The sequence below is a fragment of the Citrobacter rodentium NBRC 105723 = DSM 16636 genome, assembly GCF_021278985.1.
Taxonomy (GTDB): domain Bacteria; phylum Pseudomonadota; class Gammaproteobacteria; order Enterobacterales; family Enterobacteriaceae; genus Citrobacter_A; species Citrobacter_A rodentium.
Window position 1 is genome coordinate 1,337,342 of sequence record NZ_CP082833.1, and the last position, 16,186, is coordinate 1,353,527.

A 16,186-nucleotide genomic window follows, 5' to 3' on the forward strand; every position below is an offset into this window, starting at 1 on the left:
ATGGATTCGCAACGCAATCTTCTTATCATCGCTTTGCTGTTCGTGTCTTTCATGATCTGGCAAGCCTGGGAGCAGGATAAAAATCCGCAACCTCAGACCCAACAGACCACGCAGACAACGACCACCGCAGCGGGTAGCGCCGCCGACCAGGGCGTACCGGCCAGTGGCCAGGGGAAACTGATTACGGTTAAGACCGACGTACTTGATCTGACCATTAACACCCGTGGCGGTGATGTGGAACAGGCCCTGCTGCCAGCTTATCCGAAAGAACTCGGTTCCAGCGAACCGTTCCAGCTGCTGGAAACCACCCCGCAGTTTATCTATCAGGCACAGAGCGGCCTGACCGGTCGTGATGGCCCGGATAATCCGGCTAACGGCCCGCGTCCGCTGTACAACGTTGAAAAAGATACGTTTGTGCTGGCCGACGGTCAGAACGAGCTGCAGGTTCCGATGACGTATACCGACGCTGCGGGCAATACGTTTACTAAAACGTTTGTCCTCAAACGTGGCGATTATGCGGTTAACGTCAACTACAACGTGCTGAACGCCGGCGCGAAACCGCTGGAAATCTCCACCTTTGGCCAGTTGAAGCAATCCATCAATCTGCCGTCTCATCGCGATACCGGAAGCAGCAACTTCGCGCTGCATACCTTCCGTGGCGCAGCGTACTCCACGCCGGATGAGAAGTATGAGAAATACAAATTCGACACCATCGCCGATAACGAAAACCTGAACGTCAACGCCAACGGCGGCTGGGTAGCGATGCTGCAACAGTATTTCGCCACCGCGTGGGTTCCGCGTAACGACGGCACCAACAACTTCTATACCGCGAATCTGGGTAACGGCGTGGCGGCTATCGGCTATAAATCTCAGCCGGTACTGGTACAACCTGGCCAGACTGGCGCGATGACCAGCACCCTGTGGGTCGGCCCGGAAATTCAGGATAAAATGGCGGCCGTTGCACCGCACCTGGATCTGACCGTGGATTACGGCTGGTTGTGGTTCATCTCTCAGCCGCTGTTTAAACTGCTGAAGTGGATCCATAGCTTCCTGGGTAACTGGGGCTTCTCCATCATCGTTATCACCTTTATCGTTCGTGGCATCATGTACCCGCTGACCAAAGCGCAGTACACCTCCATGGCGAAGATGCGTATGCTGCAGCCGAAGATTCAGGCTATGCGTGAGCGTCTGGGCGATGACAAACAGCGTCAGAGCCAGGAGATGATGGCCCTGTACAAAGCTGAGAAGGTTAACCCGCTGGGCGGCTGCTTCCCGCTGATTATCCAGATGCCAATCTTCCTGGCGTTGTACTATATGCTGATGGGCTCCATTGAACTACGCCATGCGCCGTTCGCTCTGTGGATCCATGACCTGTCCGCACAGGACCCGTACTACATCCTGCCGATCCTGATGGGCGTGACGATGTTCTTCATCCAGAAGATGTCGCCGACCACCGTGACCGACCCGATGCAGCAGAAGATCATGACCTTTATGCCGGTCATCTTCACCGTGTTCTTCCTGTGGTTCCCGTCAGGTCTGGTGCTGTACTATATCGTCAGCAACCTGGTGACCATCATCCAGCAGCAGCTGATTTATCGCGGGCTGGAAAAACGTGGTCTGCATAGCCGCGAGAAAAAGTCTTAACCTGGCATCAGGCCGGGTAAGGCGAAGCCGCCATCCGGCACACGGAACATAACCTGAAGGGCGGTCTGATGACCGCCTTTTTTATTGCGAAATAACGAGATTTATCATGAGCCATAACGACACTATCGTCGCCCAGGCAACCCCACCGGGACGCGGCGGCGTCGGCATTCTGCGTATATCCGGCCTTAAGGCGCGCGAGGTTGCCGAAGCCGTGCTGGGCAAACTGCCCAGGCCCCGCTACGCCGACTATCTGCCGTTTAAAGACGCCGATGGCGCCGCGCTGGATCAGGGGATTGCTCTGTGGTTCCCCGGCCCGAACTCGTTTACCGGCGAAGACGTGCTGGAGCTGCAAGGGCATGGCGGACCGGTCATTCTCGACCTGTTGTTAAAACGCATTCTGACGCTTCCTGGCGTGCGCATTGCCCGACCCGGCGAGTTTTCCGAGCGCGCGTTTCTCAACGATAAGCTCGATCTGGCGCAAGCGGAAGCGATAGCCGACCTGATCGACGCCAGTTCCGAACAGGCGGCGCGTTCGGCGCTGAACTCGCTTCAGGGGGCGTTCTCCGCACGCGTCAACCACCTTGTGGAAGCGCTCACTCACCTGCGCATCTATGTGGAGGCGGCGATTGACTTCCCGGATGAGGAAATCGACTTCCTCTCCGATGGCAAAATCGAAGCGCAGCTTAACGAGGTGATTGCCGATCTCGATGCGGTGCGCGCTGAAGCACGTCAGGGCAGCCTGCTGCGCGAAGGGATGAAGGTGGTCATTGCCGGACGCCCTAACGCCGGTAAATCGAGCCTTCTGAACGCGCTGGCGGGCCGTGAAGCGGCTATCGTGACGGATATTGCCGGCACTACCCGCGACGTGCTGCGCGAGCATATTCATATCGACGGTATGCCGCTGCACATCATCGACACTGCCGGTCTGCGCGATGCCAGCGATGAAGTGGAGCGCATCGGCATTGAACGCGCATGGCAGGAGATCGAGCAGGCGGACCGCGTACTGTTTATGGTAGACGGCACCACCACGGACGCCGTTGACCCGGTTGAGATCTGGCCCGATTTTATCGCCCGGCTACCGGCGAAACTGCCGATTACCGTAGTGCGAAACAAAGCGGATATTACCGGCGAGGCGCTGGGCATCAGCGAAGTGAATGGTCACTCACTTGTTCGCCTCTCCGCGCGTACCGGCGAAGGCGTTGACGTGCTGCGTAACCATCTTAAGCAGAGCATGGGCTTTGACACCAATATGGAAGGCGGCTTCCTGGCCCGTCGCCGTCATCTACAGGCGCTGGCCGAGGCCGCAGAGCATCTCCAGCAGGGCAAGGGTCAACTGCTGGGCGCCTGGGCGGGCGAACTGCTGGCGGAAGAACTGCGCCTGGCGCAGCAGGCATTGAGCGAAATTACCGGCGAATTTACTTCAGACGATCTGCTGGGGCGGATTTTCTCCAGCTTTTGTATCGGTAAGTAAGTTTTACGTCCGTGAACGTTCACTAACCCGCAAAGACTTCCTGTTAATGCGGGTTTTACTGTACGGGGTTGTGTGAGGACATCGGCGATGGTTGTGTCCATGTATATGCTCATCGCGCAGCCAAAATGCCGAAAAAGAAATAGCGGCTATATAATAAACTCCCTTTATTAGCTATCTTTAAAAATAAATCAGCCAAATATATCCCATTCATATATCTTAGACATCAAATCACCAGAATAGACCAACAGCTCTTTTGCGATATTCCCTTTCCCTGGCGGGACAATAACTTTCATTATCTTTGTCTGCGGGATGGATCCCTTAGCTAACTTATGCTCATCTATCTCATCGGAAAGAATAATATCAGCAGAAATACCAAGCAGCACACTAAATGGCTCATGGCCATCTTTATGCGGCTCAAGCCTGAGTTTTGAATAATACACGGCTTCTTCATACCGGAACACGCTCATCAGCGAAACCCCTGTGTATACAGGCTGATCGTGAGATGCCAGACGCGTGTAGCCATCCTCTCCAGAGAGCGGCGTTAATTTTATGGCATCCAGCATGGCACGAGACCACAATGCCTTTCCAACAGATAACCCGTGAAGCGCTTTGCTATTAGTTCCATGCACATATTCAATACCAAACTCTCTCATCCGGTTAATTATTTTTTCCCTTTCATGCATGAACGACAGATCTAATGTTAAATTTAATGGCCTCGGCATATTACCCCTCCCTGTTAAGAGAAAAATTAAATAGCAAAAAAATTACCGAAACCATGTGATGAATATCAATTTATCGCTGTCCGTACTTTTTAATGAGATTTGTGCCCGAACCAGGCTTTTACACGTAAAAATGGCAGAGAAGAATCAATCCTGAAACAGGCAATATGCCACGACCAGATAGCGGCTAACGCCTTATGCGGCCTGTCGACAAACCGCCGTTCCCCTGAAATGTAAATCCGCGTAAGCAAGGCTGCTTACAGCGGATTTTTTGGCGATTATCCCTGTCTATAACAGCTGTCAATGTTACTCTCGTTATCATCACAGACCATTAATCATGGAGCGAAAAATGGGGATACATTTTGCCAGAGGGGTCCTTACGGAAGGCCGATTGTTTTCAGAACGTCTCCCGTCATTATGCCATCTCGAAGCGCGCAACCTTCCGGCGCATCGCCAGACCCGCTTCCTGGCGTCGAGAGGACTACTCGCAGAACTTATGTTCATGCTGTATGGCACCATCGAGTTACCTGAAATCGTACTTCAGGCTAAAGGCAAACCGGTATTTCGCGACAAAAATCTGCCAGCTTTCTCCTTCGCCTGCGCCGGGAATATGGTGGGCGTGGCGCTGGCAACCGAAGGTGTTTGTGGGCTGGATATGGAACTCCAGCGCGCTAATCGGGGTTTTATGAGTCCACATAAGGTACGCTCCCCAACCTTTTCCAGTAATGAAAGCCTGTGGATCAGCAAGCAGAACGATCCAGATGAAGCGCGCGCGCAGCTGATCACCCTACGTCAGAGCATCCTGAAACTCACCGGCGATGTCTGTAATGACGATCCTCGCGAACTCCAGCTTCTGCCCGGCGCAGGCCGCCTGAAGTGCGCGCATGCCGCGCAGATTGAAGCCATCTGCGATGCGGAAGATCTGTTGGTGTGGTCAGTTGCGGTTACACCAGCCATTGATAAACTTCAAATCTGGGAATTTGATGGGAAGCAGGGCTGGAAAAGCCTGCCCGACATCCAGAGCCGCGCAAATGCGGAAACGGGTCGTCTGATTCGATTCGCGCATTTATCCGCAGCGAAAACTTATACGCATAACTGATGGAGTCACCATGTCTGAGACATTGAAAGTTGTAACGTTACTGGGAAGCCTGCGCAAAGGCTCGTTTAACGCAATGGTTGCCCGTACGCTGCCCAAAATCGCCCCGGCAGGAATGGAAGTGAATGCGCTGCCGTCTATTGGCGATATTCCGCTCTATGATGCTGACGTGCAGCAGGAAGAAGGCTTCCCGGCGAGCGTGGAAGCGCTGGCGGAACAGATCCGCAAGGCCGATGGAGTGGTCATCGTAACGCCGGAATACAACTACTCTGTGCCAGGCGGCCTGAAGAATGCCATCGACTGGCTGTCCCGTCTGCCCGAGCAGCCGCTGGCTGGCAAGCCGGTGCTGATTCAGACCAGCTCGATGGGCGCAATCGGCGGCGCTCGCTGCCAGTATCATCTGCGCCAGATCCTGGTTTTCCTGGATGCCATGGTGATGAACAAACCGGAATTTATGGGCGGGGTGATTCAGAACAAGGTGGATCCGCAGAGCGGCGAAGTGATTGATCAGAGCACGCTGGATCATCTGACTGGCCAGCTGACCGCGTTTGCCGATTATATCCAGCGGGTGAAAGCGTAATGCCTGATGGCGCTGTGCTTACCGGCCTACGCAATTTGTAGGCCGGATAAGCGTTAGCGCCATCCGACAACGACCAGATTTAGTGCGCGTCGATAAAGACAATCTTCAGCACGAACAGCAGCGCCACCACCACCACACACGGACTGAGGTCGCGCAGGCGTCCGGTGCCGATTTTCATCACGCAGTAAGAGATAAAGCCCAGCGCAATCCCTTCGGTAATTGAAAAGCTGAACGGCATCATCACCGCGGTGATAAAGGCCGGAACGGACTCGGTCAGATCTTCCCACTTCACGCGGGCAAGGCTCGACGTCATCAGCACGCCAACGTAGATCAACGCCCCGGCTGCCGCGTAGCCCGGCACCATTCCCGCCAGCGGCGACAGGAAGATAACCAGCAGGAACAGCAGACCCACCACCACGGCGGTCAGGCCCGTACGTCCACCTACGGAAACGCCGGAAGAAGACTCAATATAGGCGGTAACGGAAGAGGTGCCGATAAACGCCCCGCTGACGGAAGAGACGCTATCGACAAACAGCGCCTGCTTCATGCGCGGGAATTTTCCTTTCTCATCCGCCAGACCCGCTTTGTCGGTTACGCCGATCAGCGTGCCGGAGGAGTCAAACAGGTTCACCAGCATAAAGGAGAAAATAACGCCTGCCAGCCCGAGGTTAAAGGAACCCGCCAGATCGACATGGCCAATTACCGAAGAAACGCTCGGCGGCGTGGAGACGATACCGTTGTAGTGCACATCGCCCAGCATCCAGCCCAGCAGCGTGGTGACGATGATCGACACCAGCACCGCCGCGTGAATATTACGCGACGCCAGAATAGCGATAATAAAGAAGCCGAGCACGCCCAGCAGCACGCTGTGGGAGGTCAGGTTGCCAATGCTGACCAGCGTTTCCGGGTTGGCGACGATAACTCCCGCGTTTTTCAGCCCCATCATACCGATAAACAGACCGATACCGCTGGTAATACCCACGCGCAGGCTGACGGGGATATTGGCAATCATCCAGTAACGCACGCGGAAAATAGTCAGTAACAGCAGACCGACCGCGCCCCAGAAAATTGCGCCCATGCCCACCTGCCACGGCAGGCCCATCGCGCCAACCACCACGAAAGCAAAGAAGGCGTTCAGCCCCATCGCTGGCGCCAGCGCCACCGGCAGGTTGGCGAACAGTCCCATCAGAATGCTGCCAAATGCGGCGATCAGGCAGGTGGTGACAAAGACGGCGCTGGTGTCCATGCCAGCAACGCCGAGAATCTGCGGGTTAACAAAAACGATATAAACCATCGTCAGGAAGGTGGTGAAACCGGCGATCACTTCGGTGCGTGCCGTCGTGCCATGTTCGCGCAGTTTAAACACGCGTTCCAGCATCCCCTGACCAGAAGTCTGGGTGGTGTGTTGTTGACTCATTATCAATTTCCGAACAAGGAGGGAAAATTCGTCGCTATCCTATACCAAAATGCGACAATAGGGGGTGATTGTGAGAGGTTTTTTTCATTGATTTTGCTTATACGGCAACGATTGCGTCTCACGATCGCGTCGTACGTAAACGTTAAACTGGTAAAAAGGGAAAGGCATGTCCGGAATTGAAGCGGTATTTTTCGACTGTGACGGTACGCTGGTTGACAGTGAGGTTATCTGTTCCCGTGCGTATGTCACCATGTTCCAGGAATTTGGTATCACGCTCGATCTCGAAGAGGTTTTCAAACGCTTTAAGGGCGTAAAACTCTATGAAATCATTGATATCATTAATGAGGAGCAGGGGGTTTCGTTGGCCAAGGCCGACTTAGAACCCGTTTACCGCGCCGAGGTCGCACGCCTTTTCGACTCAGAACTGGACGTTATCGCCGGCGCCAACGCGCTGCTCGACAGCATGACCGTGCCGATGTGCGTCGTGTCTAACGGTCCGGTGAGTAAAATGCAGCACTCGCTGGGCAAACTCGGCATGTTGCATCATTTCCCGGAAAAACTGTTCAGCGGCTACGACATCCAGCGCTGGAAGCCCGATCCGGCGTTGATGTTTCATGCCGCCAAAGCGATGAACGTTAACGTGGAGAACTGCATTCTGGTGGACGATTCGTCCGCGGGCGCGCAGGCGGGAATTGATGCGGGAATGGAAGTGTTCTACTTCTGCGCCGATCCGCATAACAAACCGATCGAACATCCTAAAGTGACCACCTTTACCGATCTGGCGCAGTTGCCGGAACTGTGGAAAGCGCGCGGGTGGGATATTACACGGTAATATTACCGTACCCTGTGCCGGATAGCGCTAACGCTTATCCGGCCTGGAAGACAGGTAGGGCGGGTAAGCGTTAGCGCCACCCGCCACAAACATCACTCTTTCGGGTCTTTTCCCGCCAGCAGCTTGTCCAGCTCGTCGCCACCAACGTGACGGAAATCCTGCCCCTTCACGAAATAGAAGATGTATTCGCAGATATTCTGGCAGCGGTCGCCGATACGCTCGATGGAACGGGCGCAGAACAGCGCGGTCAGCACGCTCGGAATGGTACGGGAATCTTCCATCATATAGGTCATCAGTTGACGGACGATGCCTTCGTACTCCTGGTCCACTTTTTTGTCTTCACGATAGATTCGCACCGCTTCATCGAGGTCCATGCGCGCGAAGGCGTCCAGCACGTCATGCAGCATCTGCACGGTATGACGCCCCAGCGACTCCAGGCTCACCAGCAGCGGCTGATGCTGCTGCGAAAACTTCTCCAGCGCGGTACGGCAGATTTTATCCGCCACGTCGCCGATACGCTCCAGCTCAGCGATGGTTTTAATAATCGCCATCACCAGACGCAGGTCGCTCGCCGTCGGCTGGCGCTTGGCGATGATGCGCACGCAGGCCTCGTCGATCGCCACTTCCATCATATTGACGTGCTTATCGCCATCAATAACGCGCTTCGCCAGCTCGCTGTCCTGGTTGTGCATCGCGGTGATCGCATCCGAAAGCTGCTGCTCCACCATGCCGCCCATGGTCATCACCTGCGTGCGGATGCTCTCCAGTTCAGCGTTGAACTGGCCGGAAATATGTTTATTGAGATTTAAATTGTCCATCATTTCTCCAGATGCAGATGCCCAAAAGATTTCTGAGGGCATATCAACCGTAGCGGCCAGTAATATAGTCTTCGGTCTGTTTCTTCGCAGGCTTGGTGAACAGATCGTCTGTGTTGCTGAACTCAATCAGCTCGCCCAGATACATAAACGCCGTATGGTCGGAGCAACGCGCCGCCTGCTGCATGTTATGGGTTACGATCACCACGGTGTAATCCTGCTTCAGTTCGGTGATCAGCTCTTCAATGCGACCGGTAGAGATGGGGTCCAGCGCTGAACACGGCTCATCCAGCAACAGAACTTCCGGGCGAATCGCGATCCCGCGCGCAATACACAGACGCTGCTGCTGACCACCGGAGAGAGAGTACCCGCTCTGGTGCAATTTATCTTTGGTTTCATTCCATAGTGCGGCTTTGGTCAACGCCCACTGCACGCGTTCATCCATATCGGCGCGGGAAAGCTTCTCAAACAGACGCACGCCAAAAGCGATATTGTCATAGATGGACATCGGGAACGGCGTCGGCTTCTGAAATACCATCCCCACTTTCGCGCGCAACAGCGCGATATCCTGGCTGTTGGTCAGGATATTATCGCCATCCAGCAGGATCTCGCCTTCCGCACGCTGCTCCGGATACAGCTCAAACATCTTATTGAAGGTACGCAGCAGCGTCGATTTACCGCAGCCCGAAGGCCCGATAAACGCCGTTACCTGGTTCTTCGCGATATCCAAGTTGATGTTCTTCAGGGCATGGAATTTGCCGTAGTAGAAGTTCAAATCACGAACCTGAATCTTACCCGGGGCAGTATCAACCATACTCATTTCAATCTTTTCCTCATCATGCCTGATGGCGCTTTGCTTATCAGGCCTACGGTAGGCCGGATAAAGCGGTTACGCCGCCATCCGGCAATAAATCCAGACTTAGCCGTGTTTCTTCTTAGCGAAAATCACGCGCGCCAGAATATTCAGCAGCAGGACGCACAGGGTAATAATCAGCACCCCGGCCCAGGCCAGCTGCTGCCATTCCGCAAACGGACTCATCGCAAATTTAAAAATGGTCACCGGCAGGTTGGCGATCGGCTGCATCATGTCGGTACTCCAGAACTGATTGGAGAGGGCGGTAAACAGCAGCGGCGCGGTTTCCCCCGCGATACGCGCAACGGCCAGCAGCACGCCGGTAATAATCCCGGAAACGGAGGCCTTAAGGGTGATGGCCGAAATCATCTTCCACTTCGGCGTGCCCAGCGCATAGGCCGCTTCACGCAGGCTGTCCGGCACCAGCTTCAGCATGTTTTCGGTGGTGCGGATCACGATAGGCACCTGCAACAGCGCCAGCGCAATCACCCCGGCCCAACCGGAGAAGTGCTCCATCTGCGCCACCACGATGGTGTAGACAAACAGACCGACCACGATAGACGGCGCGGAAAGCAGGATGTCGTTGATAAAGCGAATCACTTCGGCAAGCCAGGATTTACGGCCATATTCGGCAAGATAAATCCCCGCCATGATCCCCAGCGGCGTACCGAACACGGTCGCCCAGAGGATCAGCAGGCCGCTGCCCGCCAGAGCGTTCGCCAGCCCGCCGCCCGCGGTGTTCGGCGGCGGCGTCATTTCGGTAAACAACGCCAGTGACATTCCGTCGATGCCACGCGTAATGGTGGACATCAGGATCCAGATAAGCCAGAACAGACCAAACGCCATCGTCGCCATCGAGAGCGTCAGGGCGATGCGGTTCTTCAGACGGCGACGCGCCTGCATTTTGCGGCGAGACTCCGCCAGCGCTGCGGTATTTTGCATATCAAGCGTAGCCATTAGCGCGTCCCCTCGTTCTTCGCAAGGCGCATAATCATAAACTTAGACGCCGCCAACACGATAAAGGTAATCACGAACAGAATCAGCCCCAGCTCCATCAGCGCCGCAACGTGCAGACCGGACTCCGCTTCGGCAAATTCGTTAGCCAGCGCCGAGGTGATGCTGTTGCCCGGCATGTACAGAGAAGCGCTGTCGAGCTGGTAGGTGTTGCCGATGATAAAGGTCACCGCCATCGTTTCCCCCAGCGCGCGCCCCAGACCCAGCATAATGCCGCCAATGACCCCATTTTTGGTGAACGGAAGGACGATACGCCAGATAACTTCCCAGGTGGTGCAGCCGATGCCGTAGGCCGACTCTTTCATCATCACCGGGGTTTGCTCAAACACATCACGCATAACCGCGGCGATGTACGGAATGATCATAATAGCGAGGATCACCCCAGCCGCCAGAATCCCGATACCAAACGCCGGGCCGGAGAACAGAGCGCCGACAAACGGAATACTGGAAAGAATATTGCCGACCGGCTCCTGAAAGTAAGTGGCGAACAGCGGGGCGAAAATAAACAGGCCCCACATGCCGTAAACGATGCTGGGAATCGCCGCCAGCAGTTCGATAGCGATACCCAGCGGGCGACGCAGCCAGCCCGGCGCGAGTTCAGTCAGAAACAGCGCAATGCCGAAGCTCACCGGAACGGCGATCAGCAGGGCGATAAAAGAGGTCACCAGCGTGCCGTAGATGGGCACCAGCGCGCCGTAGATATCGTTCGGCGCGTCCCACTCTTTGGTCCACAGGAACGAGAAGCCAAACTTCTCAATGCTCGGCCAGGAGGAGATGACGAGAGAGACAATAATGCCGCCCAGCATCAATAGCACAATCAGCGCAGCCAGTTTTACCAGCGCGCTGAATATCATGTCACCCTTTTTACCCGGTGGGTTAAAAGCAGGCTTGGTTGCAGCCATAAATCACTCTTTAAGTTTGGGCCTGGAAGCGCGCATTTTATCGTGCTTCCAGACTAACGTAATGCCATACCCTAAATAATGCGAGTTGCAGGAACCGTAGGGCGGATAAGCGTAGCGCCATCCGCCAACTCGTTAAAGATATCCTGTCAGTACAGCGCTTTACCGCTGCTGTCCTTCACGTTGGTCTTCCATGCCGCGCGGACCTGTTCAACCACGCTGTCCGGCAGGCTGGCGTAGTCCAGATCGTTCGCCTGTTTGCCGCCGTTTTTGTATGCCCAGTCGAAGAATTTCAGCACTTCAGCGCCCTGCTCAGGTTTCTTCTGCTCTTTGTGCACCAGGATGAAGGTGGTAGAGGTAATCGGCCACACATCGTCACCTTTCTGGTTGGTCAGGTCCTGAGCGAAGGATTTGCTCCAGTCTGCGCCTTTCGCCGCGTTGGAGAAGCTCTCTTCCGTCGGGCTAACCGGTTTGCCATCGGCAGAGATCAGTTTGGTATAGGCCAGATTGTTCTGTTTGGCGTAAGCGTACTCAACGTAGCCGATAGAGCCTGGCAGACGCTGAACGAATACCGCGATACCGTCGTTACCTTTACCGCCCAGACCGGTCGGCCAGTTAACGGTAGAGCCAGCCCCTACTTTGGTTTTCCACTCTTCATTCACTTTCGCCAGGTAGCTGGTGAAGACAAAAGAGGTGCCGGAACCGTCGGCGCGACGCACCACCGCGATATTCTGCGCAGGCAGTTTCAGGCCAGGATTCAGTCTGGTGATGGCTTCATCATCCCACTTCTTGATTTTGCCGAGGTAGATATCGCCCAGGGTTTTACCGTCCAGCACCAGTTCGCCCGATTTCAGCCCCGGAATGTTTACCGCCAGCACCACGCCGCCGATGACGGTCGGGAACTGGAACAGCCCTTCCTGGTTCAGTTTTTCGTCAGATAACGGTGCATCAGATGCGCCGAAATCAACGGTGTTTGCCGTAATCTGTTTAACACCGCCGGAGGAGCCGATACCCTGGTAGTTAACTTTGCTACCAGTCTCTTTCTGATAGGTATCCGCCCATTTGGCATACACTGGCGCAGGAAAAGTTGCACCTGCACCTGTCAGGCTTGCTGCTGCGAATACAGAGAAAGCGCTCATGGATAAGGTCGCGGCGACAACAGTTGCGACAGTGGTACGCATAACTTTCATAATGTCTCCTGCACGATTTTCGTAAACCATTGTTTGAGTTGCTACGTTGAGCAAAATAGGACAAACAGGTGACAGTTAAATGTACGAAATATGACAGTTTTATGACAATGAAAACTTCACTTTAGAACAGGGAAATAAAGCATTAATTTTCATAAAGTTATCGATATATGTGACGCTGGTTTTACAGAAAGATTTCCTTTTTTTGACACGGTAAAAGTAGCAGAAGAGCGCGTTTTGTGACATTCAAACGGCGGGAGGGGGGATTAAAAAAAGCCCCGCTTTCGCAGTAATGCCGATCAGTTAAGGATCGGTTGACCGATCCTTAATCTGCGGCACTATAACGGCTTCCACAACAGGGAGCCGTTTTCTTATGCCACTTCTCAATGACCTGCTCGATTTCAGCGACCATCCGCTGATGCCGCCCCCTTCTGCACAACTGTTTGCTCAGCATCTTCCCGTCGAATGGATACAACACTGCCTGACTCTTTCTGCACATGCGACCGTTCGCCGCCGTCGTTTACCTGGCGACATGGTTATCTGGATGGTCGTGGCTATGGCCTTCTTCCGTAATGAGTCGATTACCGATGTGGTTCGTCGTCTGAACCTGAGCGCGGATGGTGAAGCGGGGATGAACCTGCTGGCCCGCAGCGCTGTCACCCAGGCGCGTCAGCGCGTGGGTGCTGCACCGGTGGAATGGCTTTTCCGCCAGACCGCGCAGACATGGGGAACTGAGCGTTACCAGAAAGATGACTGGCATGGCCTGCAACTTTTTGCCATCGATGGCGCACAGTTCAGGACACCTGATGAACCTGAGCTGCGTGAACATTATGGCTCTGCCAACACATCCACTGAGCGGCAAAGCGCATACCCGGTAATGCGTCTGGTGGCTTTAATGAACCTGGGTAGTCACATTCTGCTGGATGCCGCGACCGCGCCTTACCGACGGAGCGAAACCCTGCTGGCCCACTCAATGCTCGTCACCATTCCGGATAACTCCATTACGCTGTTTGACAAGCTGTTCTACAGCGCAGACCTGTTGCTGTCGCTGAACCGGCAGGGTTGTAACCGCCACTGGCTGCTGCCCGCCTGGAAGAATATCGCAGCAGAAACGGAAGAAAGTTACGGTCCCGGAGACCGGCTTCTGAAACTGAAAGTGTCACCACAGGCAAGGAAAAAGAATCCTTCGCTGCCGGAATACTGGTATGCGCGGGCGGTAACTTATGAACTGAACGGAGTGGAAAAAACGGTCCTGACGTCACTTCAGGCAGACCGTTATAAGGCCAGAGAGGTGGCAGAGCTTTATCACTCAAGATGGGAAATCGAAGTCGGGTTCAGAAACCTGAAAAGCAGCCTGCTGAATAACGCTCTGGTACTGAGAAGCCGGAAGGTTGAGTTGCTGGAACAGGAGGTGTGGGGCATGTTGCTGGCTTATAATCTGATACGGCGTGAGGCAACAAAAGCAACGGAGAAACACAAAAAAGCGGCGTCGGAAATCAGCTTTAAGTTCGCGTTCCAGTTTATCGCCACAGAAATGATAGTGCTGGGAAATACGGTGTCACCGGGGACCATCCCGAAACGGCTGGAGCATCTGCGGGGGGCTCTGGAAGCGGTGTTCATAACAAAACGCCCCCGACCATCAAGGCCGAGGGCGGTTAAGATATCAAAAACCCGTTATCCGGTGAAACGCAATGCCGCACCGCTTAAGTGAACGGCATTACGCTTTCGCAGGGCATTTTGCGTATTACTCAACGGTAACCGATTTTGCCAGGTTACGCGGCTGGTCCACATCGGTGCCTTTAATCAGCGCCACGTGGTACGCCAGCAGTTGCAGCGGTACGGTATAGAAGATCGGGGCAATGACTTCCTCAACGTGCGGCATCTCAATGATGTGCATGTTGTCGCTGCTGACAAAACCGGCATCCTGGTCGGCAAAGACATACAGCTGGCCGCCGCGGGCGCGTACCTCTTCGATGTTGGATTTCAGTTTTTCCAGCAGTTCGTTGTTCGGCGCAACGACGATAACCGGCATATCGGCATCAATCAGCGCCAGCGGACCGTGCTTCAGCTCGCCTGCCGCATAGGCTTCCGCGTGAATGTATGAGATCTCTTTCAGCTTCAGCGCGCCTTCCAGCGCGATCGGGTACTGATCGCCACGACCGAGGAACAGAGCGTGATGCTTGTCAGAGAAGTCTTCGGCAAGTTGTTCAATGCGTTTGTCCTGAGAAAGCATCTGCTCAATACGACTCGGCAGCGCCTGCAGACCGTGAACGATATCATGCTCAATCGACGCATCCAGCCCCTTCAGACGCGCCAGTTTCGCCACCAGCATCAGCAGAACGGTCAGCTGGGTGGTGAACGCTTTGGTCGACGCCACGCCGATTTCAGTGCCGGCATTGGTCATCATCGCCAGATCCGACTCACGCACCAGCGACGACCCCGGCACGTTGCAAATAGCCAACGAACCGAGATACCCCAGCTCTTTCGACAAACGCAGGCCAGCCAGCGTATCCGCCGTTTCACCAGACTGCGACAGCGTGATCATCAGGCTGTTGCGACGCACTGCGGATTTGCGGTAGCGAAATTCGGAGGCGATCTCCACATCGCACGGAATGCCCGCCAGCGACTCAAACCAGTAACGGGATACCATCCCGGAATTGTAAGAGGTGCCGCAGGCGATGATCTGGATGTGCTCAACCTGTGACAGCAGCTCGTTGGCTTTCGGTCCCAGCTCGCTTAAATCCACTTCGCCGTGGCTGATGCGCCCGGTGAGGGTGTTTTTAATCGCGTTCGGCTGTTCGTAGATCTCTTTCTGCATATAGTGGCGGTAAATGCCTTTATCGCCTGCGTCATATTGCAGATTTGATTCGATATCCTGACGCTTCACCTCCGCGCCGGATTTATCGAAGATAGAGACCGTACGACGCGTCACTTCCGCGATATCGCCTTCTTCAAGGAAGATAAAGCGACGGGTGACCGGCAGTAGCGCCAGCTGATCGGAAGCAATAAAGTTTTCGCCCATGCCGAGGCCAATGACCAGCGGGCTGCCTGAGCGCGCCGCCAGCAACGTATCCGGCTGGCGGGTATCCATGATTACCGTGCCGTATGCGCCGCGCAGCTGCGGGATCGCCCGCAGTACCGCTTCACGCAGCGTACCGCCCTGCTCCAGCTCCCAGTGCACTAAGTGAGCAATCACTTCAGTGTCGGTTTCAGAAACGAAGGTGTAGCCGCGCGCTTTCAGCTCTTCGCGCAGCGGTTCATGGTTTTCGATGATGCCGTTATGCACCACCACAATGTGTTCAGAAACATGCGGATGCGCGTTTGCTTCTGAAGGTTCGCCGTGGGTCGCCCAGCGGGTATGCGCGATACCGGTTCCGCCATGCAGCGGATGTTCTTCCGCGGCCTGGGCCAGCATCTGCACTTTTCCCAGTCGACGCAGGCGGGTCATATGACCTTCCGCATCCACCACGGCCAGACCGGCAGAGTCATAACCACGGTATTCCAGACGACGTAAACCTTCGAGAAGGATTTCAGCTACATCACGCTGCGCGATAGCGCCAACAATTCCACACATATTTTTGATTCCGAATTCAGGCATTATGCCTCTCGTTGTCTTTCGACCTGTATTTATCCTTCGTCTTTCACGCCGTGGCTGTGCT

The 16,186-nt window shown here is 54.8% G+C and carries 14 protein-coding genes; 6 read left to right on the forward strand and 8 right to left on the reverse strand.

Going from position 1 to position 16,186, the window contains the following annotated elements; translation table 11 throughout:
• The gene (gene yidC / locus K7R23_RS06310; RefSeq protein ID WP_012907994.1) at window positions 1-1,644 is read left to right on the forward strand and encodes a membrane protein insertase YidC; all 1,644 of its coding nucleotides are present in this window, start codon (window positions 1-3) and stop codon (window positions 1,642-1,644) included.
• Window positions 1,645-1,750: 106 nt separating this feature from the next.
• On the forward strand, window positions 1,751-3,115 hold the full coding sequence (mnmE, locus tag K7R23_RS06315) for a tRNA uridine-5-carboxymethylaminomethyl(34) synthesis GTPase MnmE (RefSeq protein WP_012907993.1): 1,365 nt from the start codon (window positions 1,751-1,753) through the stop codon (window positions 3,113-3,115).
• A 188-nt stretch (window positions 3,116-3,303) separates the two neighbouring features.
• Here mnmE and K7R23_RS06320 read toward each other — a convergent pair whose 3' ends face one another.
• Window positions 3,304-3,837 (reverse strand): hypothetical protein, encoded by a 534-nt coding sequence (locus K7R23_RS06320; protein ID WP_012907992.1) that lies wholly within the window; start codon window positions 3,835-3,837, stop codon window positions 3,304-3,306.
• Window positions 3,838-4,183: 346 nt separating this feature from the next.
• Between K7R23_RS06320 and K7R23_RS06325 the strand changes: the two genes are divergently transcribed.
• Together K7R23_RS06325 and K7R23_RS06330 are read left to right on the forward strand one after the other, a co-directional pair.
• Window positions 4,184-4,933 (forward strand): 4'-phosphopantetheinyl transferase family protein, encoded by a 750-nt coding sequence (locus tag K7R23_RS06325; protein ID WP_024132990.1) that lies wholly within the window; start codon window positions 4,184-4,186, stop codon window positions 4,931-4,933.
• Between the two features lie 10 nt (window positions 4,934-4,943).
• Complete coding sequence (locus tag K7R23_RS06330; protein ID WP_012907990.1) at window positions 4,944-5,510, forward strand: NADPH-dependent FMN reductase; 567 nt, start codon at window positions 4,944-4,946, stop codon at window positions 5,508-5,510.
• 79 nt (window positions 5,511-5,589) lie between these two features.
• Here K7R23_RS06330 and adeP read toward each other — a convergent pair whose 3' ends face one another.
• Window positions 5,590-6,927, reverse strand: a complete 1,338-nt coding sequence (gene adeP / locus K7R23_RS06335; protein WP_024132989.1) for an adenine permease AdeP — start codon at window positions 6,925-6,927, stop codon at window positions 5,590-5,592.
• Window positions 6,928-7,093: 166 nt separating this feature from the next.
• Here adeP and yieH point away from each other — a divergent pair, with 166 nt between their 5' ends.
• Window positions 7,094-7,759 carry a 6-phosphogluconate phosphatase gene (gene yieH / locus K7R23_RS06340; protein ID WP_012907988.1) on the forward strand — a complete coding sequence of 222 codons (666 nt, stop codon included), beginning with the start codon at window positions 7,094-7,096 and terminating at the stop codon, window positions 7,757-7,759.
• Window positions 7,760-7,851: 92 nt separating this feature from the next.
• On the opposite strand, the gene phoU is transcribed toward yieH, so the two are convergent.
• From phoU to pstS, 5 genes are all read right to left on the reverse strand, one after another.
• On the reverse strand, window positions 7,852-8,577 hold the full coding sequence (gene phoU / locus K7R23_RS06345; RefSeq protein WP_012907987.1) for a phosphate signaling complex protein PhoU: 726 nt from the start codon (window positions 8,575-8,577) through the stop codon (window positions 7,852-7,854).
• A 43-nt stretch (window positions 8,578-8,620) separates the two neighbouring features.
• Window positions 8,621-9,394 (reverse strand): phosphate ABC transporter ATP-binding protein PstB, encoded by a 774-nt coding sequence (gene pstB / locus K7R23_RS06350; protein WP_012907986.1) that lies wholly within the window; start codon window positions 9,392-9,394, stop codon window positions 8,621-8,623.
• Between the two features lie 99 nt (window positions 9,395-9,493).
• Entirely contained in the window at window positions 9,494-10,384 is an 891-nt protein-coding gene (pstA, locus tag K7R23_RS06355) for a phosphate ABC transporter permease PstA (RefSeq protein ID WP_012907985.1), read from the reverse strand.
• On the reverse strand, window positions 10,384-11,343 hold the full coding sequence (gene pstC, locus K7R23_RS06360) for a phosphate ABC transporter permease PstC (protein ID WP_012907984.1): 960 nt from the start codon (window positions 11,341-11,343) through the stop codon (window positions 10,384-10,386). The genes pstA and pstC overlap by 1 nt, the downstream gene beginning before the upstream one ends.
• Before the next feature lie 146 nt (window positions 11,344-11,489).
• The gene (gene pstS / locus K7R23_RS06365; RefSeq protein ID WP_012907983.1) at window positions 11,490-12,530 is read right to left on the reverse strand and encodes a phosphate ABC transporter substrate-binding protein PstS; all 1,041 of its coding nucleotides are present in this window, start codon (window positions 12,528-12,530) and stop codon (window positions 11,490-11,492) included.
• Window positions 12,531-12,900: 370 nt separating this feature from the next.
• Between pstS and K7R23_RS06370 the strand changes: the two genes are divergently transcribed.
• The gene (locus K7R23_RS06370) at window positions 12,901-14,238 is read left to right on the forward strand and encodes an IS4-like element ISCro3 family transposase (protein ID WP_012904641.1); all 1,338 of its coding nucleotides are present in this window, start codon (window positions 12,901-12,903) and stop codon (window positions 14,236-14,238) included.
• A gap of 33 nt (window positions 14,239-14,271) precedes the next feature.
• Here the strand turns inward: K7R23_RS06370 and glmS are convergent, their stop codons facing one another.
• A complete protein-coding gene (gene glmS / locus K7R23_RS06375) occupies window positions 14,272-16,101 on the reverse strand; it encodes a glutamine--fructose-6-phosphate transaminase (isomerizing) (RefSeq protein WP_012907982.1) in 1,830 nt (609 codons plus the stop codon).
• Window positions 16,102-16,186 lie beyond the last annotated feature (85 nt).

Coding starts and splice junctions, on each gene's coding strand:
- yidC (WP_012907994.1), top strand. CDS start 1: ATGGATTCGCAACGCAATCTTCTTATCATCGCTTTGCTGTTCGTGTCT.
- mnmE (WP_012907993.1), top strand. CDS start 1,751: ATGAGCCATAACGACACTATCGTCGCCCAGGCAACCCCACCGGGACGC.
- K7R23_RS06320 (WP_012907992.1), bottom strand. CDS start 3,837: ATGCCGAGGCCATTAAATTTAACATTAGATCTGTCGTTCATGCATGAA.
- K7R23_RS06325 (WP_024132990.1), top strand. CDS start 4,184: ATGGGGATACATTTTGCCAGAGGGGTCCTTACGGAAGGCCGATTGTTT.
- K7R23_RS06330 (WP_012907990.1), top strand. CDS start 4,944: ATGTCTGAGACATTGAAAGTTGTAACGTTACTGGGAAGCCTGCGCAAA.
- adeP (WP_024132989.1), bottom strand. CDS start 6,927: ATGAGTCAACAACACACCACCCAGACTTCTGGTCAGGGGATGCTGGAA.
- yieH (WP_012907988.1), top strand. CDS start 7,094: ATGTCCGGAATTGAAGCGGTATTTTTCGACTGTGACGGTACGCTGGTT.
- phoU (WP_012907987.1), bottom strand. CDS start 8,577: ATGGACAATTTAAATCTCAATAAACATATTTCCGGCCAGTTCAACGCT.
- pstB (WP_012907986.1), bottom strand. CDS start 9,394: ATGAGTATGGTTGATACTGCCCCGGGTAAGATTCAGGTTCGTGATTTG.
- pstA (WP_012907985.1), bottom strand. CDS start 10,384: ATGGCTACGCTTGATATGCAAAATACCGCAGCGCTGGCGGAGTCTCGC.
- pstC (WP_012907984.1), bottom strand. CDS start 11,343: ATGGCTGCAACCAAGCCTGCTTTTAACCCACCGGGTAAAAAGGGTGAC.
- pstS (WP_012907983.1), bottom strand. CDS start 12,530: ATGAAAGTTATGCGTACCACTGTCGCAACTGTTGTCGCCGCGACCTTA.
- K7R23_RS06370 (WP_012904641.1), top strand. CDS start 12,901: ATGCCACTTCTCAATGACCTGCTCGATTTCAGCGACCATCCGCTGATG.
- glmS (WP_012907982.1), bottom strand. CDS start 16,101: ATGTGTGGAATTGTTGGCGCTATCGCGCAGCGTGATGTAGCTGAAATC.